This is a genomic window from Burkholderia oklahomensis C6786 (assembly GCF_000959365.1).
Classification (GTDB): domain Bacteria; phylum Pseudomonadota; class Gammaproteobacteria; order Burkholderiales; family Burkholderiaceae; genus Burkholderia; species Burkholderia oklahomensis.
Genome location: NZ_CP009555.1, coordinates 1,506,756 through 1,526,019 on the forward strand (window position 1 = coordinate 1,506,756; position 19,264 = coordinate 1,526,019).

The 19,264-nt window shown below is 68.7% G+C and carries 18 protein-coding genes; 9 read left to right on the forward strand and 9 right to left on the reverse strand.

Annotated elements, in window-relative coordinates:
• Window positions 1-28: 28 nt before the first annotated feature.
• Window positions 29-418, forward strand: a complete 390-nt coding sequence (locus BG90_RS34785; protein WP_144411688.1) for a PH domain-containing protein — start codon at window positions 29-31, stop codon at window positions 416-418.
• A 24-nt stretch (window positions 419-442) separates the two neighbouring features.
• On the forward strand, window positions 443-1,165 hold the full coding sequence (locus BG90_RS06720; RefSeq protein WP_025989597.1) for a response regulator transcription factor: 723 nt from the start codon (window positions 443-445) through the stop codon (window positions 1,163-1,165).
• On the opposite strand, the gene BG90_RS06725 is transcribed toward BG90_RS06720, so the two are convergent.
• A complete protein-coding gene (locus BG90_RS06725; RefSeq protein WP_010113425.1) occupies window positions 1,129-3,333 on the reverse strand; it encodes an ATP-binding protein in 2,205 nt (734 codons plus the stop codon). The two genes, BG90_RS06720 and BG90_RS06725, sit on opposite strands and share 37 nt — an antisense overlap.
• A gap of 346 nt (window positions 3,334-3,679) precedes the next feature.
• On the opposite strand from BG90_RS06725, the gene BG90_RS34790 reads away from it, so the two are divergent.
• Window positions 3,680-3,928 (forward strand): hypothetical protein, encoded by a 249-nt coding sequence (locus BG90_RS34790; protein ID WP_124072315.1) that lies wholly within the window; start codon window positions 3,680-3,682, stop codon window positions 3,926-3,928.
• A 438-nt stretch (window positions 3,929-4,366) separates the two neighbouring features.
• Here BG90_RS34790 and BG90_RS06730 read toward each other — a convergent pair whose 3' ends face one another.
• From BG90_RS06730 to BG90_RS06745, 4 genes are all read right to left on the reverse strand, one after another.
• Window positions 4,367-5,608 (reverse strand): multifunctional CCA addition/repair protein, encoded by a 1,242-nt coding sequence (locus BG90_RS06730; RefSeq protein ID WP_010113422.1) that lies wholly within the window; start codon window positions 5,606-5,608, stop codon window positions 4,367-4,369.
• A complete protein-coding gene (locus BG90_RS06735; RefSeq protein ID WP_010101032.1) occupies window positions 5,605-6,252 on the reverse strand; it encodes a glutathione S-transferase family protein in 648 nt (215 codons plus the stop codon). Before BG90_RS06735 ends, BG90_RS06730 begins: the two co-directional genes overlap by 4 nt.
• A gap of 63 nt (window positions 6,253-6,315) precedes the next feature.
• On the reverse strand, window positions 6,316-7,275 hold the full coding sequence (locus BG90_RS06740; RefSeq protein WP_010113420.1) for a complex I NDUFA9 subunit family protein: 960 nt from the start codon (window positions 7,273-7,275) through the stop codon (window positions 6,316-6,318).
• Window positions 7,276-7,388: 113 nt separating this feature from the next.
• The gene (locus BG90_RS06745; protein WP_025989596.1) at window positions 7,389-9,344 is read right to left on the reverse strand and encodes a lytic transglycosylase domain-containing protein; all 1,956 of its coding nucleotides are present in this window, start codon (window positions 9,342-9,344) and stop codon (window positions 7,389-7,391) included.
• A 21-nt stretch (window positions 9,345-9,365) separates the two neighbouring features.
• Between BG90_RS06745 and BG90_RS06750 the strand changes: the two genes are divergently transcribed.
• The gene (locus BG90_RS06750; protein WP_025989595.1) at window positions 9,366-9,962 is read left to right on the forward strand and encodes a 5-formyltetrahydrofolate cyclo-ligase; all 597 of its coding nucleotides are present in this window, start codon (window positions 9,366-9,368) and stop codon (window positions 9,960-9,962) included.
• Between the two features lie 236 nt (window positions 9,963-10,198).
• Here BG90_RS06750 and BG90_RS06755 read toward each other — a convergent pair whose 3' ends face one another.
• Window positions 10,199-10,711 carry a winged helix DNA-binding protein gene (locus BG90_RS06755; RefSeq protein ID WP_010113407.1) on the reverse strand — a complete coding sequence of 171 codons (513 nt, stop codon included), beginning with the start codon at window positions 10,709-10,711 and terminating at the stop codon, window positions 10,199-10,201.
• 149 nt (window positions 10,712-10,860) lie between these two features.
• On the opposite strand from BG90_RS06755, the gene pxpB reads away from it, so the two are divergent.
• The 5 genes from pxpB (at window position 10,861) to BG90_RS06785 (ending at window position 15,624) form a co-directional block, all read left to right on the forward strand.
• Entirely contained in the window at window positions 10,861-11,517 is a 657-nt protein-coding gene (gene pxpB, locus BG90_RS06760) for a 5-oxoprolinase subunit PxpB (RefSeq protein WP_010113405.1), read from the forward strand.
• Window positions 11,514-12,593 (forward strand): 5-oxoprolinase subunit C family protein, encoded by a 1,080-nt coding sequence (locus BG90_RS06765; RefSeq protein ID WP_010113403.1) that lies wholly within the window; start codon window positions 11,514-11,516, stop codon window positions 12,591-12,593. Before pxpB ends, BG90_RS06765 begins: the two co-directional genes overlap by 4 nt.
• A 55-nt stretch (window positions 12,594-12,648) precedes the next feature.
• Complete coding sequence (gene pxpA, locus BG90_RS06770; protein ID WP_010101023.1) at window positions 12,649-13,413, forward strand: 5-oxoprolinase subunit PxpA; 765 nt, start codon at window positions 12,649-12,651, stop codon at window positions 13,411-13,413.
• Between the two features lie 514 nt (window positions 13,414-13,927).
• Window positions 13,928-14,671, forward strand: coding sequence for a DUF969 domain-containing protein (locus BG90_RS06780; RefSeq protein ID WP_025989594.1), 744 nt, complete (start codon window positions 13,928-13,930; stop codon window positions 14,669-14,671).
• The gene (locus BG90_RS06785) at window positions 14,668-15,624 is read left to right on the forward strand and encodes a DUF979 domain-containing protein (RefSeq protein WP_025989593.1); all 957 of its coding nucleotides are present in this window, start codon (window positions 14,668-14,670) and stop codon (window positions 15,622-15,624) included. The genes BG90_RS06780 and BG90_RS06785 overlap by 4 nt, the downstream gene beginning before the upstream one ends.
• Before the next feature lie 493 nt (window positions 15,625-16,117).
• On the opposite strand, the gene BG90_RS06790 is transcribed toward BG90_RS06785, so the two are convergent.
• Genes BG90_RS06790 through BG90_RS06800 form a run of 3 tightly spaced genes read right to left on the reverse strand, consistent with a single transcriptional unit; the run spans window position 16,118 to window position 19,264 of the window.
• Window positions 16,118-17,266: a TraB/GumN family protein gene (locus tag BG90_RS06790; protein WP_038802827.1), complete on the reverse strand. Its 1,149-nt coding sequence runs from the start codon at window positions 17,264-17,266 to the stop codon at window positions 16,118-16,120.
• Window positions 17,259-18,275, reverse strand: a complete 1,017-nt coding sequence (locus tag BG90_RS06795; RefSeq protein ID WP_010101008.1) for a peptide ABC transporter ATP-binding protein — start codon at window positions 18,273-18,275, stop codon at window positions 17,259-17,261. The genes BG90_RS06790 and BG90_RS06795 overlap by 8 nt, the downstream gene beginning before the upstream one ends.
• Window positions 18,272-19,264: an ABC transporter ATP-binding protein gene (locus tag BG90_RS06800; protein ID WP_010101007.1), complete on the reverse strand. Its 993-nt coding sequence runs from the start codon at window positions 19,262-19,264 to the stop codon at window positions 18,272-18,274. The genes BG90_RS06795 and BG90_RS06800 overlap by 4 nt, the downstream gene beginning before the upstream one ends.

The window sequence follows — 19,264 nt, forward strand, 5'->3', positions numbered from 1 at the left end:
ACTCGATCATTCCGGCATCGAGATGCGGATGCCGGGTTTCATCGATTGCCCGACATCGGCGGGCAGCCTTGCATTTTTGATGTCGGATCCGGGAACAGTCCACATCAGGCGTCTCCCCCGCATGAATTGGCATTTCGCAACGACGGCGCGCCGCAACCGCAAACCATCGCAGGTGCATGAAGTATGCAGGGCCTGCGTGGAATCGAATGAGACAAGCGAGCCGTTGTCAATCGTTGTTCACATCACATACGACACGGCGTCACGGAACGATAGAGCCGTCGCGGCAAACGGCCGCACGACGGCCGGCGAACTTCACGCATTCGATTGCGCTCCGCGTAACATGGCGACTGCAATTTGTCGGCTGACGTCAACGGTGGAATCGGGGCTGAATTTTTCAATCCGCGAATCGATTGCCTGAATTGGTTATCCCGAAGGAGAAACCATGGAAGCTTCGCCGGGACGTATTCTCGTCGTCGAAGACGACCCCATTACCCGCACGATGCTGGCCCGCTACCTGAGCGGCGCCGGCTTTGATCTCCTCACCAGCGGCAACGTCGCGCAAGCGCGCCAGGCGCTGCGCGCCGCGTCGGCCGACGTGCTGCTGCTGGACATCAACCTTCCCGACGGCGACGGCATCTCTCTTGCCCGCGAGCTGCGCGAGCACAGTACCGCCGGCATCATCTTCGTGACGCAACGCGACGGCGACCTCGATCGCGTCCTCGGCCTGGAAACCGCCGGCGACGACTACATCACCAAGCCGATCCGGCTGCGCGAGCTGCTCGCCCGCGTGCGCGCCCTGTTGCGCCGGCAGCGGCTGTATCGCGAGATCGCTCCGGTCGATACGGTGCTGACTTTCGACCGCTGGCTGATCGACCTTCGGCGCCGTGAGCTGGCGCTGTCGGGCGGCGCCGTGCTGCCCCTGACCCCGCGCGAGTTCGATCTGCTGGCCGCGCTCGTGATGGTTCGCGGCACGACGCTCACGCGCGAGTATCTGCTCGAAGTGGTCAGCAAGCGCGAGCGCGCGACGGACTCGCGTACCGTGGACACCTTGATCGCGCGACTGCGCCGCAAGATGTCCGACGACGCCGGCGGAATGCGCTGCCCGATCGGCACGGTAGCCGGAATCGGCTACCGGCTCGATGCCGTCGTGAATCGGGGCAGTTGACGACTGCGTCGCGCCCCCCGCGCGTCGCGCGCGATTTTGCGCAATGCTTCGAAGGCGTGTTCGAATTCGACGTCGAGCGCGATGAGGAGAACGGGAAGCTCCGATGCGTCGCTCCGATCGGCCGCCTGTTTCACTCGCTCGGCGAACCGCCCGAGTCTCACCAGCCCCAGTGCCACAGCCGAGCTCGTCAGCCGGTGTGAAAGCGCTTTGATTCGATCTGCGTTTTGCTCCGCGACGGCTTCGCCGAGGTCGTTCAGCAAACGTCGCCCGGCATGCCGGAACTGATGCACGAGCCAGCCGACCGCGTCAACGCCAAGCGCGTCGGCATGCTCGCTCAGACAAACGAGATCCACTGCTGCGTCCGTCGACCCGATCTCGCCTGAAGGCCGGGCCCGCGCGACAGCCGCGCCGCCCACGGTCTCGAGTACCCGGCGCAACGCGTCTCGCCGGATCGGCTTCGCCAGAACCGACGTGAAGACATCCGTCACGCCGGAGCTTTGCGCCCGAAGGAGATCCGCCGTCAGCACGACAATCGGCATCTCCCCCCGCTCCTGAGCGCGCGCATTCTGTGCGCGTATGCGACGTGCAGTCTCGATACCGTCCACGCGCGGCATATGAAGGTCCACGAATACGCCGTCGAAATGCTCGCGAGCGGTTTCCGCAACCGCAGCCTCTCCGCTGCTCACGGGCGTGGCATCGTGGCCCGCCTGAGCGAGGAGGCCGCAAATCACGATCTGATTGATCGGGTCGTCGTCGACGACGAGGAGCTTCAAGCGTCGCGACGGCGGTGACGCCGGTATGTCCCGCGGCGCCGCGACAATCGCCGCGGCCACCGGCACCACGACCTGGAACCGACTACCGATGCCCTGCTCGCTCGCCGCAGTGATCGTGCCGCCCAGCATGCCGACGACACGCCGGCACACGGCCAAGCCCAAGCCTGCCCCGCCGAAGCGTCGTCCGATCGATTCGTCGGCTTGAGTAAATTCGTCAAAGATCCGCGCCAGCATGTTTTCCGGGATACCTATCCCGGTGTCCTCGACGGTGATCTCCAGCTGCAACTCGTCCGCCGCGCTGCCCCGCATGGTCAACGAAACGCCGACGCGACCTCGCTCGGTAAACTTGACCGCATTGCTCAACAGATTCACCAGCACCTGGCGCAACCGTCCGGCATCGGCGTGCAACGCTTCCGGCACGTCACGATTGACGAGAACGTCGATGGTCGTCTGCCGGGCCAGCGCACGCGTGCGCATCAACTCGACGACGCTTTGAATCAGCTGCCGAGGATCGAAGTCGGCCGGAACCGGCTCATCAACCACGGCACCGAGGCGCACGTAATCGATAATGCTGTCGAGCAAGCCGGTCAGATGTTCGGCGCAATCTCGCGCAATCGCGACCTGGCGGCGCTGTATCGCATCCAGTCGCGAACCTTCCAGCAGTTGCAGCACGCCGAGCACGCCATTCATCGGTATGCGTACCTCATGACTGACTACGGCCAACAACCTTGTCTTGGCCTGGTCGGCTGCTTCGGCCACCTCCTTGGCACGCCGCAGTTTCTCGCGTTGGCGGATCTCGCTGCGCACACGCGCGAATTCCTGCCGGCGCATCCGCTCCGCACGCCAAACCTGTTGCAAGCCAACGGCAAGCGCGAAACCCATCGCAATCGACAGCGGATAGAGCAGCGGCGATGTCGCCGCGCACCGCCACCGCAGGATCGCGATGAGCCCGACTGCAAAGCTTGCGCCATTGATGGCGCTCGGCACGAAGCGCAGCGGCAGGACAGTCACGATCCCGAACAGCACGGTCTGCATGACCAGCAAATTCGACGGGCTCGCGACACCCTCGGCAATCGCCAGCACGTCGATTACGATTGCCCAAGCCAACAGCAAGCATTGGAGCGTGGTGGCCTCTACCGGCCGACGCAACCGCAACAGCAGCCATGCCGACCACAGGACCGCCGCAAAGCGCAGGCCGAACTGAATGACTGACCCGAGCTCAAGTGCGGCCTGCGTGATGTCGTTGAGCGCAAAAGACAGCGCGGCAATGACCGCCACCCATAATGCAGCGCGCGCCTGATACACGGTTTCCGACACGCGGCATCGGCGAAAGATCTGTTCGGTCTCGGCGTCGACAAATTCAGGAATTACGCCCCTCAGCGTGTCGGCAGTCATAGTTGTTCTGGTTAAGCATTACCCGTTGGATAATCGGGTTTGGCTGGCCAGTTTGAATTTTAGACGTTGAAATAATCGATAGTAGTATTCGTTTTAGAAATCAAAGGATCGCGATCCAATAACATCGTGAAAGCGGCGATAAGACCGATTTATCAAGCCAAATTCGAAAAGAAGCGATATAGGGAAATCTGGAATGGAAAATTGAAGGTCGGAGGTTTCATCGATTGTCCGGATCTGAAACCCGGCGAATGACACAACCATTCACCACGAACCCGAATGCGGAAAAGAAGTCGTTCACGAGAGGGGAAGGGATATCCGGGATTCCGTGCGCGAGGCAGGTTGACGCTTGGATGCCGGAATCAAATCGTCCGGAGTAACGCAGCGCGAACTGGTTCATCACGCGGGCCCCATCGTGCCGGGCACCGATCCATCGAGCAATGACGTGGCGCAGTGCGTGCCGGATCGGCTCGAGCGCGGCCTTGCGTTGTCGAACGCAAAGCGATCGCGCGTCCTGACGTGCGCGCGTGGTTGCAAACGCGGCGATTCGACGACGCTGGCCGTCCCCGCCGAGCGCCTTCCTTCAGGCCGTAAATGATCTTGAGGATGTCCCGCGCGAAGGCGGCGGCCGGGATCACCGGCTCCCGGAGCCGCCGGCGAAGCGCAGCGATCGACCGATATTCCCCGCCCCACGGACCGGTGTCGGCGGCCTCCCGCGCCCGGAGCCGCATGGCCAGCCGACGCCCGTCCCTGAACCCGGCCGTGACCGACTTGCAGCCTTCCAGCCGGCGCGCTCCGGCGAATTGCCGATCATCAATTGAACAAGCCGGACCTGGCTATCGTGTCCGAAAACGCACGTTGATCGCCCGCAGCGTCGGTCGAAATACGAAGAAGTCCGGCGACACTTCGATGCCTTGCGTCTTTGCCTTCCACACGCAAGGCGAGCCAGGCTCCCGTGTGGTCGGCACTGGATCCAAATCGGCAGACTCGCCGCCAGACTCGCCGCCAGACTCGCCGCCAATGCCATTCGACCGGCTCATTTTCTTTCCCCAATCGCCTCCGCCACTGCGCTCACGCGCGCCTGGTGCACCGCATCCCTGATCTTCGCCGACTCGCCCGCGAACCCTTGCGCGATCGCCCCCGCGTCGACCGCGCGCGCGGCGACGAGCGCCTGCCGCAGCCGCTCGGCCTGCGGATAAGGCGTCGCCTCGAGGCCGAGGCGCCCGCGCGCATCGGCCTCGCTCGCCTGCAGCACCTCGGCGAAGCGCGCCGGCTTGCGCAGCGCGTCGGCGCGCTCGAACAGGCGCACGAGCGCGGCCGCGCCCATCTCCATCACGCGATGCAGGTTGCCGTGCTCGCGCGCGACGACAAGCGCCAGATCGCGGCACTCGTTCGGCACCCGCAGCCGCTCGCACAACGGCTTCAGCAGCTCGACGCTGCGCCCCTCGTGGCCGATGTGGCGCGGCAGCACGTCGGCGGGCGTCGTCGCCTTGCCGAGATCGTGCGTGAGCGCCGCGAAGCGCACGGGCAGCGAGTAGCCCTGCTTCGCCGCGTGATCGATCACCATCATCACGTGCACGCCAGTATCGACTTCCGGGTGATAGTCGGCGCGCTGCGGCACGCCGAACAGCGCATCGATCTCGGGCAGGATCCGCACGAGCGCGCCGCACTCGCGCAGCACCGCGAACATCCGCGACGGCCTGCCCTCCATCAGCCCGCGCGCGACCTCCTGCCATACGCGCTCGGGCACGAGCGCGTCGACCTCGCCCGCGTCGACCATCTTGCGCATCAGCACGGCCGTCTCCGGCGCGACCGCGAAATCGGCGAAGCGCGCGGCGAAGCGCGCGACGCGCAGAATCCGCACCGGGTCCTCGGCGAACGCGTCGCCGACGTGCCGGAACACCTTCGCCCGCAAATCCGCCTGCCCGTCGAACGGATCGACGACCGGCCCGACGAGCGCGCCGTCCGGGCTCACTTCGCGCGCCATCGCGTTGACCGTCAGGTCGCGCCGCGCGAGATCCTGCTCGAGCGTCACGTCGGGCGCGTAGTAGAACTGGAAGCCGTGATAGCCGGCCGCGGTCTTGCGCTCGGTGCGCGCGAGCGCGTACTCCTCGTGCGTGTCCGGGTGCAGGAACACCGGAAAATCCTTGCCGACCGGCTTGAAGCCCTGCGCGGCCATCTGCTCGGGCGTCGCGCCGACGACGACGTAGTCGCGGTCGCGCACCGGCAGGCCGAGCAATTCGTCGCGGATCGCGCCGCCCACTGCGTAGACATTCATCGAGCCGGCCCGTACACGTCGATCACGCGGGTTTCGAGGCGCGCGCCGTCGATCCATTCGCGTACGGCGGGCAGTTCGGCGATGCGCGCGGCGTAAGCGCCCGCTTCGGGCGACAGCGGCGGCTCATACGTCCGAAAGCGCAGCACGACGGGCGCGTACATCGCGTCGGCGATCGAAAACTCGCCGAACAGGAACGGGCCGCCCGACGCGGCGAGACACGTGCGCCACAGCTCGTCGATGCGCGCGACGTCGGCGAGCGCGGCGGGCGTCGCGCCCCGCCCCGGATGCGACTCGCGCACGTTGAGCGGCATCTCGCCGCGCAGCGCGGCGAAGCCCGCATGCATCTCCGCCGACACGCTGCGCGCGGTCGCCCGCGCGGCCGGATCGCGCGGCCACAGCGCGTGCTGCGGGAAGCGCTCGGCGAGCGTCTCGAGGATCGCGAGCGAATCCCAGACCGCGCCGCCGTCGTCGTCGACGAGGCACGGCACCTTGCCGGACGGCGAATGCGCGCGGATGCGCGCCGTCGTGTCGTCGAGGCGCAGCCCGATCATCACTTCGTCGAACGGGATCGCGAAGTGCTTCAGCAGCACCCACGGGCGCATCGACCACGACGAGTAGTTCTTGTCTCCGATCACGAGTTTCATGGGTTCATCCTGTAGTTGTCGACGGTTCGGTCGGCCCGCGGCGGCCGCGGACGTTCCGCGCGGTTACCGGCGCGCGCGCCAGTCGGAAAAGCGCGAGCGCATCGCGGCATCGCCGATGTAGGTCGGCGCGATGCTTTCGAGGCTCGCGGGCGTGATCCCGAGCTCGGGTGCGATCGGCCCCGTCATCACGCTCGGCACCGACAGCGACGCGAGATTGTCGCGCGTGATCAGCGGCTCGCCCGGCAGCATCTCGAACACGCAGGCCTGCAGCCGCGCGAGCGCGTCGGGCAGCCGGACGATCCGCGCGCTGCGGCCGACGAGCCTGCCCGCGTAGCGCACGAGCTCCTCGAGCCGGTACGTGCGCGGCCCGCCGAGCTCGTAGGTCTTGCCGCGCGTCGCGTCGCGCGCGCACGCGTTCGCGATCGCCTGCGCGACGTCGCCGACGTAGATCGGCTGCATCAGCGCATCGGGCATCGCGAGCGGCACCACCGGAAAGATCCGCTGGAGCCGCGCGAACGTGTTGAGGAATGCGTCGCCCGGACCGAACACGATCGACGGCCGGAACACCGTGACGTCGAGCACGCCCGCCGCGGCCTGCGCGTGCAGCGCGGCCTCGCCGTCGCCTTTCGAGCGCAGGTACATGCTGGGCGCGTGCGGATCGGCGCCGAGTGCGCTCACGTGGAGCACACGCGGCACGTGCGCTTCGATGCATGCGGCGGCGAGCGCCGCGGGGAGCGCGACGTGCAGCCGCTCGAAGCCTTCGCCGTACGGCGTGCCGCGCCCGCCGTGCAGCACGCCGACGAGATTGACGGCCGCATGCGCGCCCGCGACGAAGCGGGCGAGCTCGCGCACGTCGAATGCGGCAAGCTCGACGATCTCGACGGGCAGCATCGCGAGATGCCGCGCATGCTCGCGGTGCCGCGCCGCGATCCGCACGTGCGCGCCCGCGCCGACGAGCGCGTTGACGAGCCTGCTGCCGATGAAGCCCGTGCCGCCGAGCACGGCGATGGTCTGGCCCTGCATGATCGTGCCTCACCAAAGCGCGCCGCCGCGCGACGCGCGGCGGCGAAACCCACACGAAACCCCGAATACGCCCGGAATGCGTGCGTTGCGTTCCGGGACGTTCGCGATGCGCGTTACGGCGCGATGAAGCCCAGGCGAGCCTTCAGCGACTGCGGCTTCTTCTCGAAGAGCGCCGCGTAGTACGTCTCGTTCGACAGCACGTTCTTCACGTATTCGCGCGTCTCGTTGAACGGGATCGTCTCCGCGAAGATCGCGCCCTCGACGGGCCGCGCGAGCGCCTGCCGCCACTGGGCCGGCCGGCCCGGCCCGGCGTTGTAGCCCGCCGTCGCGAGCACCGCCGAATCGTCGAACTTCTGATAGATGTCGGACAGATACCAGGTGCCGAGCTGCACGTTCGTGTCGATGTCGTGCATCTGCGCGCGCGTGACCGTGCCGAGGCCGAGCTTCTTCGCGACGAGCTGCGCGGTCGCCGGCATCAGTTGCATCAGGCCGCCCGCGCCCACCGACGAGCGCGCGTTCGTGATGAAGCGCGACTCCTGGCGGATCAGCCCGTACGCCCATTCGATGTCGAGCCCGTTGGTCCGCGCGTAGCGTTCGACGATGTCGCGGTACGGCGACGGATAGCGCAGCGAGAAATCGTGCTCGGCCGTCGTGCGGTCGGCGCTGTTGACCGTGCGGTCGAGCAGGTCGACGCGCTTGCCGTACTCGGCCGCGGCGAGCAGTTGCCGGTCGGTCATGCCGCGCAGCGGCCAGTTCCATTCGCGATTGCCTTCGAGCCGCAGATTGAGCGCGTAGAAACGCTGCGCGAGCGCGAAGCCCGGCACCTTGCTCATCGCGTCGATCTCGGCGTCCGTCACCTTCGTGCGCGGCGGAATCACCGTCTTCTGGCCGAGCTCCTCGCCCGCGAGCTGCCCGTAGAAGTTGAACTGCCCGGCGATCCGCTCGAATTCCTGGTTCGCCTGCAGCGTGTCGCCGCTCGCCTTCAGCGCGCGGGCGCGCCAGTAGATCCACGTCGTGTCGTCGCGCAGCGGCGCGGGCATCTGCTCGATCGAGCGGCGCACCATCGGCCAGTCGCCCACGAGGAGCGCCGCGCGCACGCGCCATTCGTACGCGGGATTCGTGAGCGGCGCGTCCATCGACCGCCGGTACCACGACGCCGCCTGCGGCAGGCGCTTGATCGCCGCCTGATAGCCGATCTCGCCCCAGCCGATCGCCTGCTCGGTCGCCGACAGCGTCGATGCGAGCGACGTGAGCTGCCCCACCGCCGTCTCCGGATCGTTGCGCGCCATCCGCGTGATCGCGAGGAGCGCGAGCTGCCGCGACGTCGCGTCGGCGCCGACGCCGCGCGCGAGGAAGAGCGGCGGCGCGCTCGTCGCCTGGTCGAAGCCGACCGGGCGCGGGCCGAGCGCGTCGGCGATCTTGCCGCCGAGCGTCGTGTAGTTCTGCTCGTACGCGAGGCGCACCTGCGCCCACACGTCGTCGCTCGAGAACTGCTTGTTCGTCGCGAGCGCAGTGATGAGATCGACGCACGCGTCGCCGTACACCTTCGGCTCGACGAGCAGCTCGCGCGCCATGTCCGCGACGTTCTCGCCGCGCGCCGCGCGCGATTCGAGCGAATAGCATTTGACCTGCGTGTCGTCGTCGAGCACGAAGCGCTTGTACTGCTCGTCGAAGCTGCGCCAGTCGTGGCGCGCGCCGAGCACGAGCAGGTAGTCGTTGCGCATCCGGTCGGCGATCGCCTGGCCGTCGTAGCGCGACAGGAACGACAGCACCGGCGCGTCGGGCGCGTCGAGCCGCGCGTGGCCCGACGAATCGAACAGCTGCGGCTTGATCTGGAAGTATTCGAGATACGACGGCGCAGGATAATTCGGGATCGTCGACGCGAGTTGCGCGGCGCGCACCGGATCGTTCCTGCGCGCGGCTTCGCGCAGCTGGACGAAGACCTGGTCGTCGTTCGACGACATGTCGTCGGCGGTCTGCGCGGCGCAGGCTGCCGTCCCCGCGGCCAGCACGGCCGCGACGAGGGACGCCGCAACCGCGCGATATACTCGGAAAAGGCTGGTTGACATCGTTGTGAACGGAGCACTCTAGTGAGCGAAAGCATAGCACGCGCCCCGGCGCCGAATCCGAAGCAAACGCTGCGCGAAACGCTTGCGCAGCGCCGCCTCGACGCGAATCGCTCGCCGCTCGCGCACGACGCGCTCGCGCGGCGCGTGCTCGCGATCCTCGCGGACTGCGCGCCGCGCACGGTCGGCTTCTACTGGCCGCTGCCGGGCGAATTCGACGCGCGCGACACGATCGCGTCGTGGCTCGCGGAAGACGCAAGCCGGCAGGCGGCGCTGCCCGTGATCGGCCAGCCGCGCACGCCGCTCGATTTCCATGCATGGACGCCGGACGCGCCGATGCGCGAAGGCCGCCACCGGATTCAGGAGCCCGCGGCGGGCGCGCGGCTCGTGCCGGACCTGCTGCTGATCCCGTGCGTCGGCTTCGATCACGGCTGCTTCCGGCTCGGCTACGGCGGCGGCTACTACGACCGCACGCTCGCCGCGTGGCCCGGCGCCGCGCGGCCCGCGACGGTCGGCGTCGCGTACGACGCGTGCGGCGTGCACGCGCTGCCGCGCGAAGCGCACGATCTGCCGCTCGACTGGATCGTCACCGAGACGCAGACCCACCGGTCGGACGGCTGACGCGCGAGCGGCGCTCCCGAAGCCGCTCGCGACTCGGCGCGACTCGGCGCGACGACGGCGGGCGGCGGGCGGCGGGCGGCGGGCGGCGGGCGGCGGGCGGCGCGCGGCGCGCGGCGCGCGGTGGGCCTCCGTCAAACGATCGCGGGCGAAAGAACGCACCAACGCACCAACGCGCCGCGCAATCGCCCTCGGACCGCGAAGCCCGGCGAGCCCGCGCCCCCGTGGGCCCGTTCCGCCTACAGCGACGCCGCCGCGCGCGCCGCGGTGTCGTACAGCCCCGACGCGTGGCGCAGCAACTGCGCGGCGTCGCCGATCTGCTCGTTCGTGAGCCCGCTGTCCTTCAGGGTCTCGATCAGACAGCGCTCGCGCACGTCGCGATACTTGAGGCAGAGCGCGCGGCCCGCGTCGGTCGCGTCAAAGAACACTTCCTTGCCTGTCTTTTCGCTTTTTACGTACCCTCTAGCTACCAGCTTCTTGAGTGCATACGTCGCGACGTGCGTGTCCTCGATGTTGAGCACGAAGCAAATGTCGGCGAGCTTCTTCTTGCGGTCCCGATGGCTCACGTGGTGCAGCAGCGACACTTCGACCGCCGTCATGTCCTTCGCCCCTGCGGCCGCCATGCACCTGACCATCCACCGATTGAACGCATTTCCCGCCATGATGAGCGCATATTCGAGCTCGGACAGCTCCGCGCTTGTCTCGGAAACGAGATGTTCGGACGATACGATCTTGGTCGGATGACGCTGCATGGCGAATCGGCGGACGTGAGTCGAGGGTGCGCGAAAGTGTACGCCAAGATCGTTTGCGCGGCGTCCGCCAGATATTTTTGACGATAAGTTATCGACATTTTATTGATAATGTATTCTCCATCCGGCCTAACGTCGCTTGCCTGCCATCGATGACCACTCCACGCATCTACCCGCTTGGCGATACCGCCCTCGTCTGCGAGGCGCCTCCTCCCGCGACGCTCGAATGCCAGCGCCGCGTGTGGGCGGTCGCGAGCGCGGCGGCGGGCTGGCCGCACGTCGTCGACATCGTGCCCGGGATGAATAATCTGACAATCGTGTTCGACCCGCTCGAAACGACGGCCGACGCGCTCGCGCCGCTGATGAAGACCGCGTGGCGCGACGCCGACGACGTCGCCGAAAGCGCCCGCGAGGTCGAGATCCCCGTCGAGTACGGCGGCGCGTTCGGTCCCGATCTCGACGCGGTCGCGAAGCACACGGGGCTCACGCGCGACGAAGTCGTGCGGCGCCATTCGAGCGGCACCTACATCGTGTTCTTCCTCGGCTTCCAGCCGGGCTTCACGTACATGGGCGGCCTCGACGGCTCGCTGCACACGCCGCGCCGCGCCGCGCCGCGGCTGGAAGTGCCGGCCGGCTCGGTCGGCATCGGCGGCGAGCAGACGGGCATCTATCCGGCCGCCGCGCCGGGCGGCTGGCAGTTGATCGGCCGCACGCCGCTCGCCCTCTTCGATCCCGCGCGCACGCCGCCGACGCTCCTGCAGCCGGGCGACCGCGTGCGCTTCACCGTCGCAGGGGTGCATACCGGATGACTTCACGCCAAGCCACGGGCGGCATCGAAGTGCTGCGCGCCGGCCCTCTTTCGACGATCCAGGATCTCGGACGCCGCGGCTATCGCCATCTCGGCGTCGCGCAGAGCGGCGCGCTCGACTCGCTCGCGCTCGAAGTCGGCAATCGCCTCGTCGGCAACCGGCCCGACGCCGCCGCGATCGAAATCACGCTCGGCCCCGCGTCGTTCCGCTTCCCGCGCGCGACGCGCATCGCGATCACCGGCACCGAGTTCGGCGCGACGCTCGACGGCGCGCCGATCTACTCGTGGTGGAGCATGCCCGTCGCGGCCGGCCAGACGCTCACGCTGCCCGTCGCGAAACGCGGGATGCGCGGCTATCTGTGCATCGCGGGCGGCATCGACGTGCTGCCGATGCTCGGCTCGCGCAGCACCGATCTCGCGTCGCGCTTCGGCGGCCTCGGCGGCCGCGTGCTGCGCGACGGCGACCGTCTGCCCGTCGGCACGCCGCCTGCCGGCGCGCCCGCGTGCGTCGGACCCGACGCGCCCGAGTTCGGCGTGAAGGCGCCCGCGTGGTGCGCGTTCGCGCGCGTCGACGAGCAGCCGCGCCGCCACAAGCACACGCACGCCGCCTGGGCGATGCCCGTGCGCGTACTGCCCGGTCCGCAGTACGCGAGCTTCACGCCGGCGTCGCAGCAGACGCTCTGGGACGAGGAATGGGTCGTCACGCCGAACAGCAACCGGATGGGCTACCGGCTTTCGGGCGCGAAGCTCGAGCGCGCCGAACCGGGCGACATGCTGTCGCACGCGGTGCTGCCGGGCACGATCCAGGTGCCGGGCAACGGCCAGCCGATCGTGCTGATGAACGACGCGCAGACGACGGGCGGCTATCCGCGGATCGGCGCGGTGATCCGCGCGGACCTCTGGAAGCTTGCGCAGGCGCGCCTGAACCTGCCGATCCGCTTCATCCGCGTGACCGCGGCGGCCGCGCGCGACGCGCTCGCCGCCGAGCGCGCGTACCTGCGGCAGATCGACATCGCGATCGAGATGCGCGAGGAGGCGCTGCAGCGTGCGCTCGCCGCGCGCGGAGTGGCGGCATGATTGAAGGGCCGGGTGCAGTTGCGCGGCCGGTCGCGAACGTTTGGGCAGAAACATCATGGAAATCGATTTGAACGCCGACCTCGGCGAAGGGTGCGGCTCGGACGAGGCGCTTCTCGACCTCGTCACGTCGGCGAACATCGCGTGCGGCTGGCACGCGGGCGGCGCCCAGGCGATGCGCGACTGCGTGCGCTGGGCGGTGAAGAAGGGCGTGTCGATCGGCGCGCATCCGAGCTTTCACGATCCGGAAAACTTCGGCCGCAAGGAAATGGACCTGCCTGCAGGCGAGATCTACGCGGGCGTGCTGTATCAACTGGGCGCGCTGTCTGCGATCGCACTGGCGGAAGGCGGGCGCATCGTGCACGTGAAGCCGCACGGCGCACTGTACAACCAGGCCGCGCGCGATCCCGAGATCGCCGACGCGGTCGTCTCCGCGATCCACGATTTCGATCCGTCGCTCACGGTGTTCGGTCTCGCGAAGAGCGGCTTCGTCGACGCCGCGCGTCACGCGGGGCTCGCCGCCGTCGAGGAAGTGTTCGCCGACCGCGGCTATCGCGCGGACGGCTCGCTCGTGCCGCGCAGCCAGCCGGGCGCGCTCGTCGACGACGAGGACGAGATGCTCGCGCGCACGCTCGAAATGGTCCGCGGCCAGCGCGTGCGCGCGGTCACGGGCGAATGGGTGCCCCTCAACGCACAGACGGTCTGCCTGCACGGCGACGGGCCGCACGCGCTCGCGTTCGCCAAACGGATCCGCGCGGCGCTCGAAGCCGCCGGCATCGACGTGCAAGCGCCCGGCGCGGTGCACGCGAGGGAACGCGCGTAAGGACCGGACGCGCAGCCGGCGGCGCTCGTAGACGCAGCGACCCGGCCTGGCGCGAGCGGCTTGCCGACGCCGCGCGCGCGTGCGCATTGCGCCACGCGCGACATGCCGGGTCGTCCGGGCGGCGGCAGCGCCAACGCGCGCCGCGCGCCCGGCTTGCGCGTGCGACCGCCCGGCCGGCCCGCGCGGCGCGCGATGGACGGCCACGAAGCATGAGAACCGCCCGGCGCGCGCCACGCGCCGGGCACACATTACGCCTTGCATGCGGCGGGCCACGCCCGCCGCACGAACGATTCGCCGACGCGGCGAAGGCCGGCGCGCGCCCACGCTCGCGCGCGACAGCCTTCGCCGCCGCCTGGATCGGGCGGGCGCGCGCAACCAGCGGCGCGCCCGCCCCGCAGTCCCGAGCGGCCGTCAGAGCCGCGAAGGCCCATCGGCGCGACGGCCGCGCGCCGATCGCAAGCCGCCGCGCGCCGCCCGAAGACGGCGCGCGTCAACCCATGTCAGGAGAATGTTCATGCAAGGCACCGTAAGTCTATGGCCGCTGATTGGCGTCGCCGTGATCATCGCCGGCTTCGCGCTGCGCTTCAATCCGATGCTGATCGTCGCGACCGCGGCGATCGCGACGGCCGCGAGCGCGCACTTCCCGCCCGAGCGGATCCTCGCCGCGATCGGCACGGGCTTCCTCAAGACCCGCAACATCCCGCTCATCATCCTGCTGCCGCTCGCCGTGATCGGCCTCCTCGAACGGCACGGGCTGCGCGAGCGCGCGCAGGCATGGATCGCAAACATCAAGGCCGCGACGGCGGGACGCCTCCTCATCATCTACCTGCTCGTGCGCGAGCTGACGGCGGCCGTCGGCCTGACGGGCCTGGGCGGCCATCCGCAGATGGTGCGGCCGCTGATCGCGCCGATGGCCGAAGGCGCGGCCGAGAACCGCTTCGGTCCGCTGCCCGACGCGATCCGCCACCGGCTGCGCGCGTATGCGGCCGCGACCGACAACGTCGGCCTCTTCTTCGGCGAGGACATCTTCGTCGCATTCGGCGCGATCGTGCTGATGGTGACGTTCCTGAAGGAGGCGGGCATCGTCGTCGAACCGATGCACGTCGCGCTCTGGGGCATTCCGACCGCCCTGTCCGCGTTCCTGATCCACGGCTTCCGGCTGTGGCTCCTCGATCGCAGGCTCGAACGCGAGTTGCGAGCGCTGACCGCTCCGCGCGCCGCGAATGCCGCCGCCGCCGACCAGGGAGGCCGCGCATGACGCTCACGATCAACTATCTGTTCTGGCTCGTCGGCCTCGTGCTGCTCGCGGTCGGCGCGACGATCGTCACGGACCGCGCGCATCCGCGCCGCTTCACCGCTGGCGGCTTCTGGCTGCTCTACGCGCTCGTCTTCATCGTCGGCGAAAAGCTGCCCGTCGAGCTCGTCGGCGCGCTCGTGATCGTGATGGCGCTGATCGCGGGGTTCGGCGGCGTGACGGCGGCGAAGCCGAAGCTGCCGTCCGACGAAGCCCGCCGCGCGAGCGCCGCACGCATCGGCAACCGCCTCTTCGTGCCCGCGCTCACGATCCCGTTCGTGACGGTCGCGGTCACGCTCGCCGCGAGCCATCTGCACGTCGGCGGCGCGCCGCTCGTCGATCCGAAGAACGTCACGCTGATCGGCTTCGGCATCGGCTGCGTGATCGCGCTCGGCTTCGCGTGCCGGATCACGCGCGACTCGGTCGGCCAGTCGCTGCAGGAGGCGCGGCGCCTCGTCGACGCGCTGTCGTGGGCGGCCGTGCTGCCGCAGATGCTCGGCATGCTCGGGCTCGTGTTCTCGGACGCGGGCGTCGGCAAGGCGGTCGCGCACCTGACGACGGCGTACGTGAACCTCGACTACCGGTTCGTCGCGGTCGCCGTTTACTGCATCGGGATGGCGCTCTTCACGATGGTGATGGGCAACGGCTTCGCCGCGTTTCCGGTGATGACGGGCGGCGTCGGCGTGCCGATCCTCGTCAACGTGTTCCACGGCGATCCGGCCGTGATGGTCGCGATCGGGATGTTCTCCGGCTACTGCGGCACGCTGATGACGCCGATGGCCGCGAACTTCAACATGGTGCCCGCCGCGCTGCTGGAGCTGCCCGACAAGAACGGCGTGATCAAGACGCAGATCCCGACCGCGCTCGCGCTGCTCGCGACGAACATCGTCCTGCTGAACGTCCTGATGTTTCGATGAACGGGCGCGGCGCATTCCCGCGCGGCCACGAAAAAAGCGCCCGAGGGCGCTTTTTCTTCGATCTGCCGATCGATTCGGCACGCAGCCGGCCACCGGCTGCATCCGTCGTGCAGCGGCCCGGCGGCCGCCGCGCGCGTCGCAAAAGAAAGCTCGACGCTCAAAGTAAAAAATGCGTCCGCCGCCGCCCGCATTGACCTCTGCTTCCCCCGGCCGGACGGCGGAACGTCGATTGAATAGGCGTATGTGCCTGCATGTTGGTTTGTTGTGGTGGTTGGCCCCGTCGTGCATGCAGACAACCGCTGCCGACACGCTGAACGCGTGCCAGCAACGCTACCCCCGCGCTGTTTTTATCGTTCCCCGTAGCGCATTTTCTTTTTCCTACTTGGTGAAAGGAGAATAGATTTAGCCCAACGGAGTGTCAATCGCCGGAACGCATTTCACCCGTCAACCTTGGTCAAAACCTGGGTTAATCCCTATTCGTTCGGGTTCCCGATCACCCGGCGTCGACGCGGTAGCCCTGCTGCCGCAGCAGTTCGAGCACGCCCTTCGGGCCGCCCAGGTGCAGCGCGCCGATCGCGACGAAGAGCGGCCGGTTCGGCGCGGCGATCGCCGTCATCCGCGCGACGAAGCGGCGGTTGCGCTCGTAGACGATCTTGTTGTCGATCGAATCGGCGATCGGCTTCGCGCGCGCGAGCCGCTCCGTCTTCGCGGTCGCCCATGCGGCGACCGCGTCCGCGTCGCCGATGCGCCAGAGGCGGTGCAGCGCGCGCACGTCGGCCGCGTTCTGCGCGGGCGTCTGCACCATGTCCTGCGCGAGCATCTCGCGCTGCTGCGCGAGCGTGAGCCCCGTGAATGCGCGCATCTGCTCGGCGAGCGTCTCGAGCCCGACGACCTTCCCGCCCTTTTTGCGCAGGAACACGTTCTGCAGCTGCGCCTCGGTGCCGTATTCGGTTTGCAGGCCGGCCGACAGCGAATCGTACGTCTCGACGACGAGCGACGCGAGCCACGGCCGCATGTTGCGGATGCCGGCGAGCGCGGCCGGATTGCCGCGCAGCCGGTTCGCGAGCTTCTGCCAAAGAGGCGACGGCAGCAGGCGCGGCAGGCATGCGTAGTTGCACACGCCGTACTTCGACACGTCGTCCTGCGATTCGAGCAGATCGTCCGGCGACAGCTCGAGCGCGAGCGTCGGCGATGCGGCGAGCGCCGCGAGGATCGGACGGCGGAACGGCTGGCTTGGCGGATAGTCGGCGGGATCGCCGACGTGCAGCGTGCCGAGCACGTAGATCGTGACCTTGCCTTTGGTCGCGACGTAGAACGGCATCCGCGCGGGCTGCGTGCGCACCGCGCCGCTCGCGACGGTGCCGTTCGACGTCGACGGCGGCGGCGCATGGAAGCCCGGCAGCGACATGCTCGGCGACGGGATCGGCGACTGCGGCAGCGGCGCGGTCGCGGCGCTGCCCGCCGCCAGCGCGCCGACGGACGGCCACGCGATGCCGCCCGTCGCGCACGCGCCGGCGAGCACGGCGCCCGCGAGCGCACGCGCGCGCCAGCGCCGTGGATGCCTGCCGGCGTGCGTCGCCGCGCGCCGGCCGCCGTTACGCAAGCGGCGCGCGGCTTCGCGCGCCGCCATTGCCTCAGGCATTCGCCTCCCCCACCTCCTCGGCGCGATGGCAGGCGACGAGCCGGCCGTCGACGTCGCGCAGCTTCGGCTCCTCGGCGCGGCACCGCTCGACCGCGTAAGGGCAGCGCTGATGGAACGCGCAGCCGGACGGCGGATTGAGCGGCGACGGCAGCTCGCCCTGCAGCTTGATCTGGATCTTGCGATCCGCCTCGAAGATCGCGGGCGTCGCCGACATCAGCGCGCGCGTGTACGGATGGCGCGGCCGCGCGTAGATCGTCTTCTTGTCGCCGAGCTCCGCGACGCTGCCGAAGTACATCACCATCACGTCGTCGGCGATGTGCTCGACGACCGCGAGGTTGTGCGAGATGAACACGTAGCTCGTCCTGAACTGCTCCTGCAGATCCATGAAGAGATTGAGGATCTGCGCCTGGATCGACACGTCGAGCGCGGACACCGGCTCGTCGGCGACGACGATCTGCGGATCGAGGATCATCGCGCGCGCGATCGCGACGCGCTGGCGCTGCCCGCCCGAGAACATGTGCGGATAGCGCTTCGCGTGCTCGGGCCGCAGGCCGACCGTGCGCATGATCTGCGCGATCCGCTGCGCGCGCTCGGCGGCCGTCAGATGCGTGTTGATGGCGAGCGGCTCGGCGAGCGTCTGCTCGACCGTCTTGCGCGGATTCAGCGACGCGAACGGATTCTGGAACACCATCTGCACGCGGCGGCGCAGCGCGGCGATCGTCTCGCGGTCCGCGCCCGCGACGTCGCGGCCGTCGATCGACAGGTGCCCGGACGTCGGCGGCTCGATCATCGTCAACTGGCGCGCGAGCGTCGATTTGCCGCAGCCGGACTCGCCGACGACGGCGAGCGTCTTGCCCCGCTTCAACTCGAACGACACGCCGTTCAGCGCCTTCACGGTGCCGTGCCCGAACATCCCTCTTCTGACCGTGTAGTGCTTCGCGAGCTTGTCGGCGACGAGCACGATGTCGTCGTGCGCGGCGGACTCGCGCGTTTCGTAGACTGCGTTCATCGCGCGCCTCCTTCCGTGTGCGTCGCTTGCAGGTTGAGCGGCTTGATGCAGCGCGCGCGCATGCCGGTGCCCGGCACGAGCTCGTCGAGCGCGGGGCGCGCCTTCGTGCAGCCGTCGACGACGTACTTGCAGCGCGGCGCGAACAGGCACCCGCTCGGCCGGTCGTCGCGGCCCGGCACCATCCCGGGAAGGGCGGCGAGCCGCTTCGCCCCCGCATTGTGCTCGGGGATCGCGGCGAGCAACGCTTCGGTGTACGGATGATGCGGCGACGCGAAGATGTCCGGCACGCGGTTCGTCTCGATGATCTCGCCCGCGTACATCACCGCGACGCGCTGCGCGACTTCCGAGACGACCGCGAGATCGTGCGAGATCAGCACGAGCGCCATCCCGCGCTCCTTCTGCAGCGCGACGAGGAGATCCATGATCTGCGCCTGGATCGTCACGTCGAGCGCGGTCGTCGGCTCGTCGGCGATCAGGAGCTTCGGATTGCACGCGACCGCCATCGCGATCATCACGCGCTGGTTCATGCCGCCCGACATCTGGTGCGGAAAGGTGTCGATGCGGTTCTTCGCATCGGGAATCCCGACCTGGTCGAGCAGTTCGAGCGCGCGCTTCTTCAGCGCGTCGCCGCGCAGGCCCTCGTGCAGCTTCAGCACCTCCTTGATCTGATAGCCGACCGTGTAGCTCGGGTTCAGGCTCGTCAGCGCGTCCTGGAACACCATCGCGATGTCCTTGCCGATGATCCTGCGGCGCGCCTTCGGGCTCGCCTTCAGGAGATCGACGCCGTCGAACGTGACTTCGTCGGCGGTGACGATGCCGGGCGCGTCGATCAAGCCCATCAACGCCATCATCGTCACGCTCTTGCCCGAGCCGGATTCGCCCACCACGCCGACCACTTCGCCGCGCGCGACGGACAGGTTGATCCTGTCGACCGCGGGCAGCCCGTTGAAGTTCACCGCGAGATTGCGGATGGTCAATAAGTCGCTCAT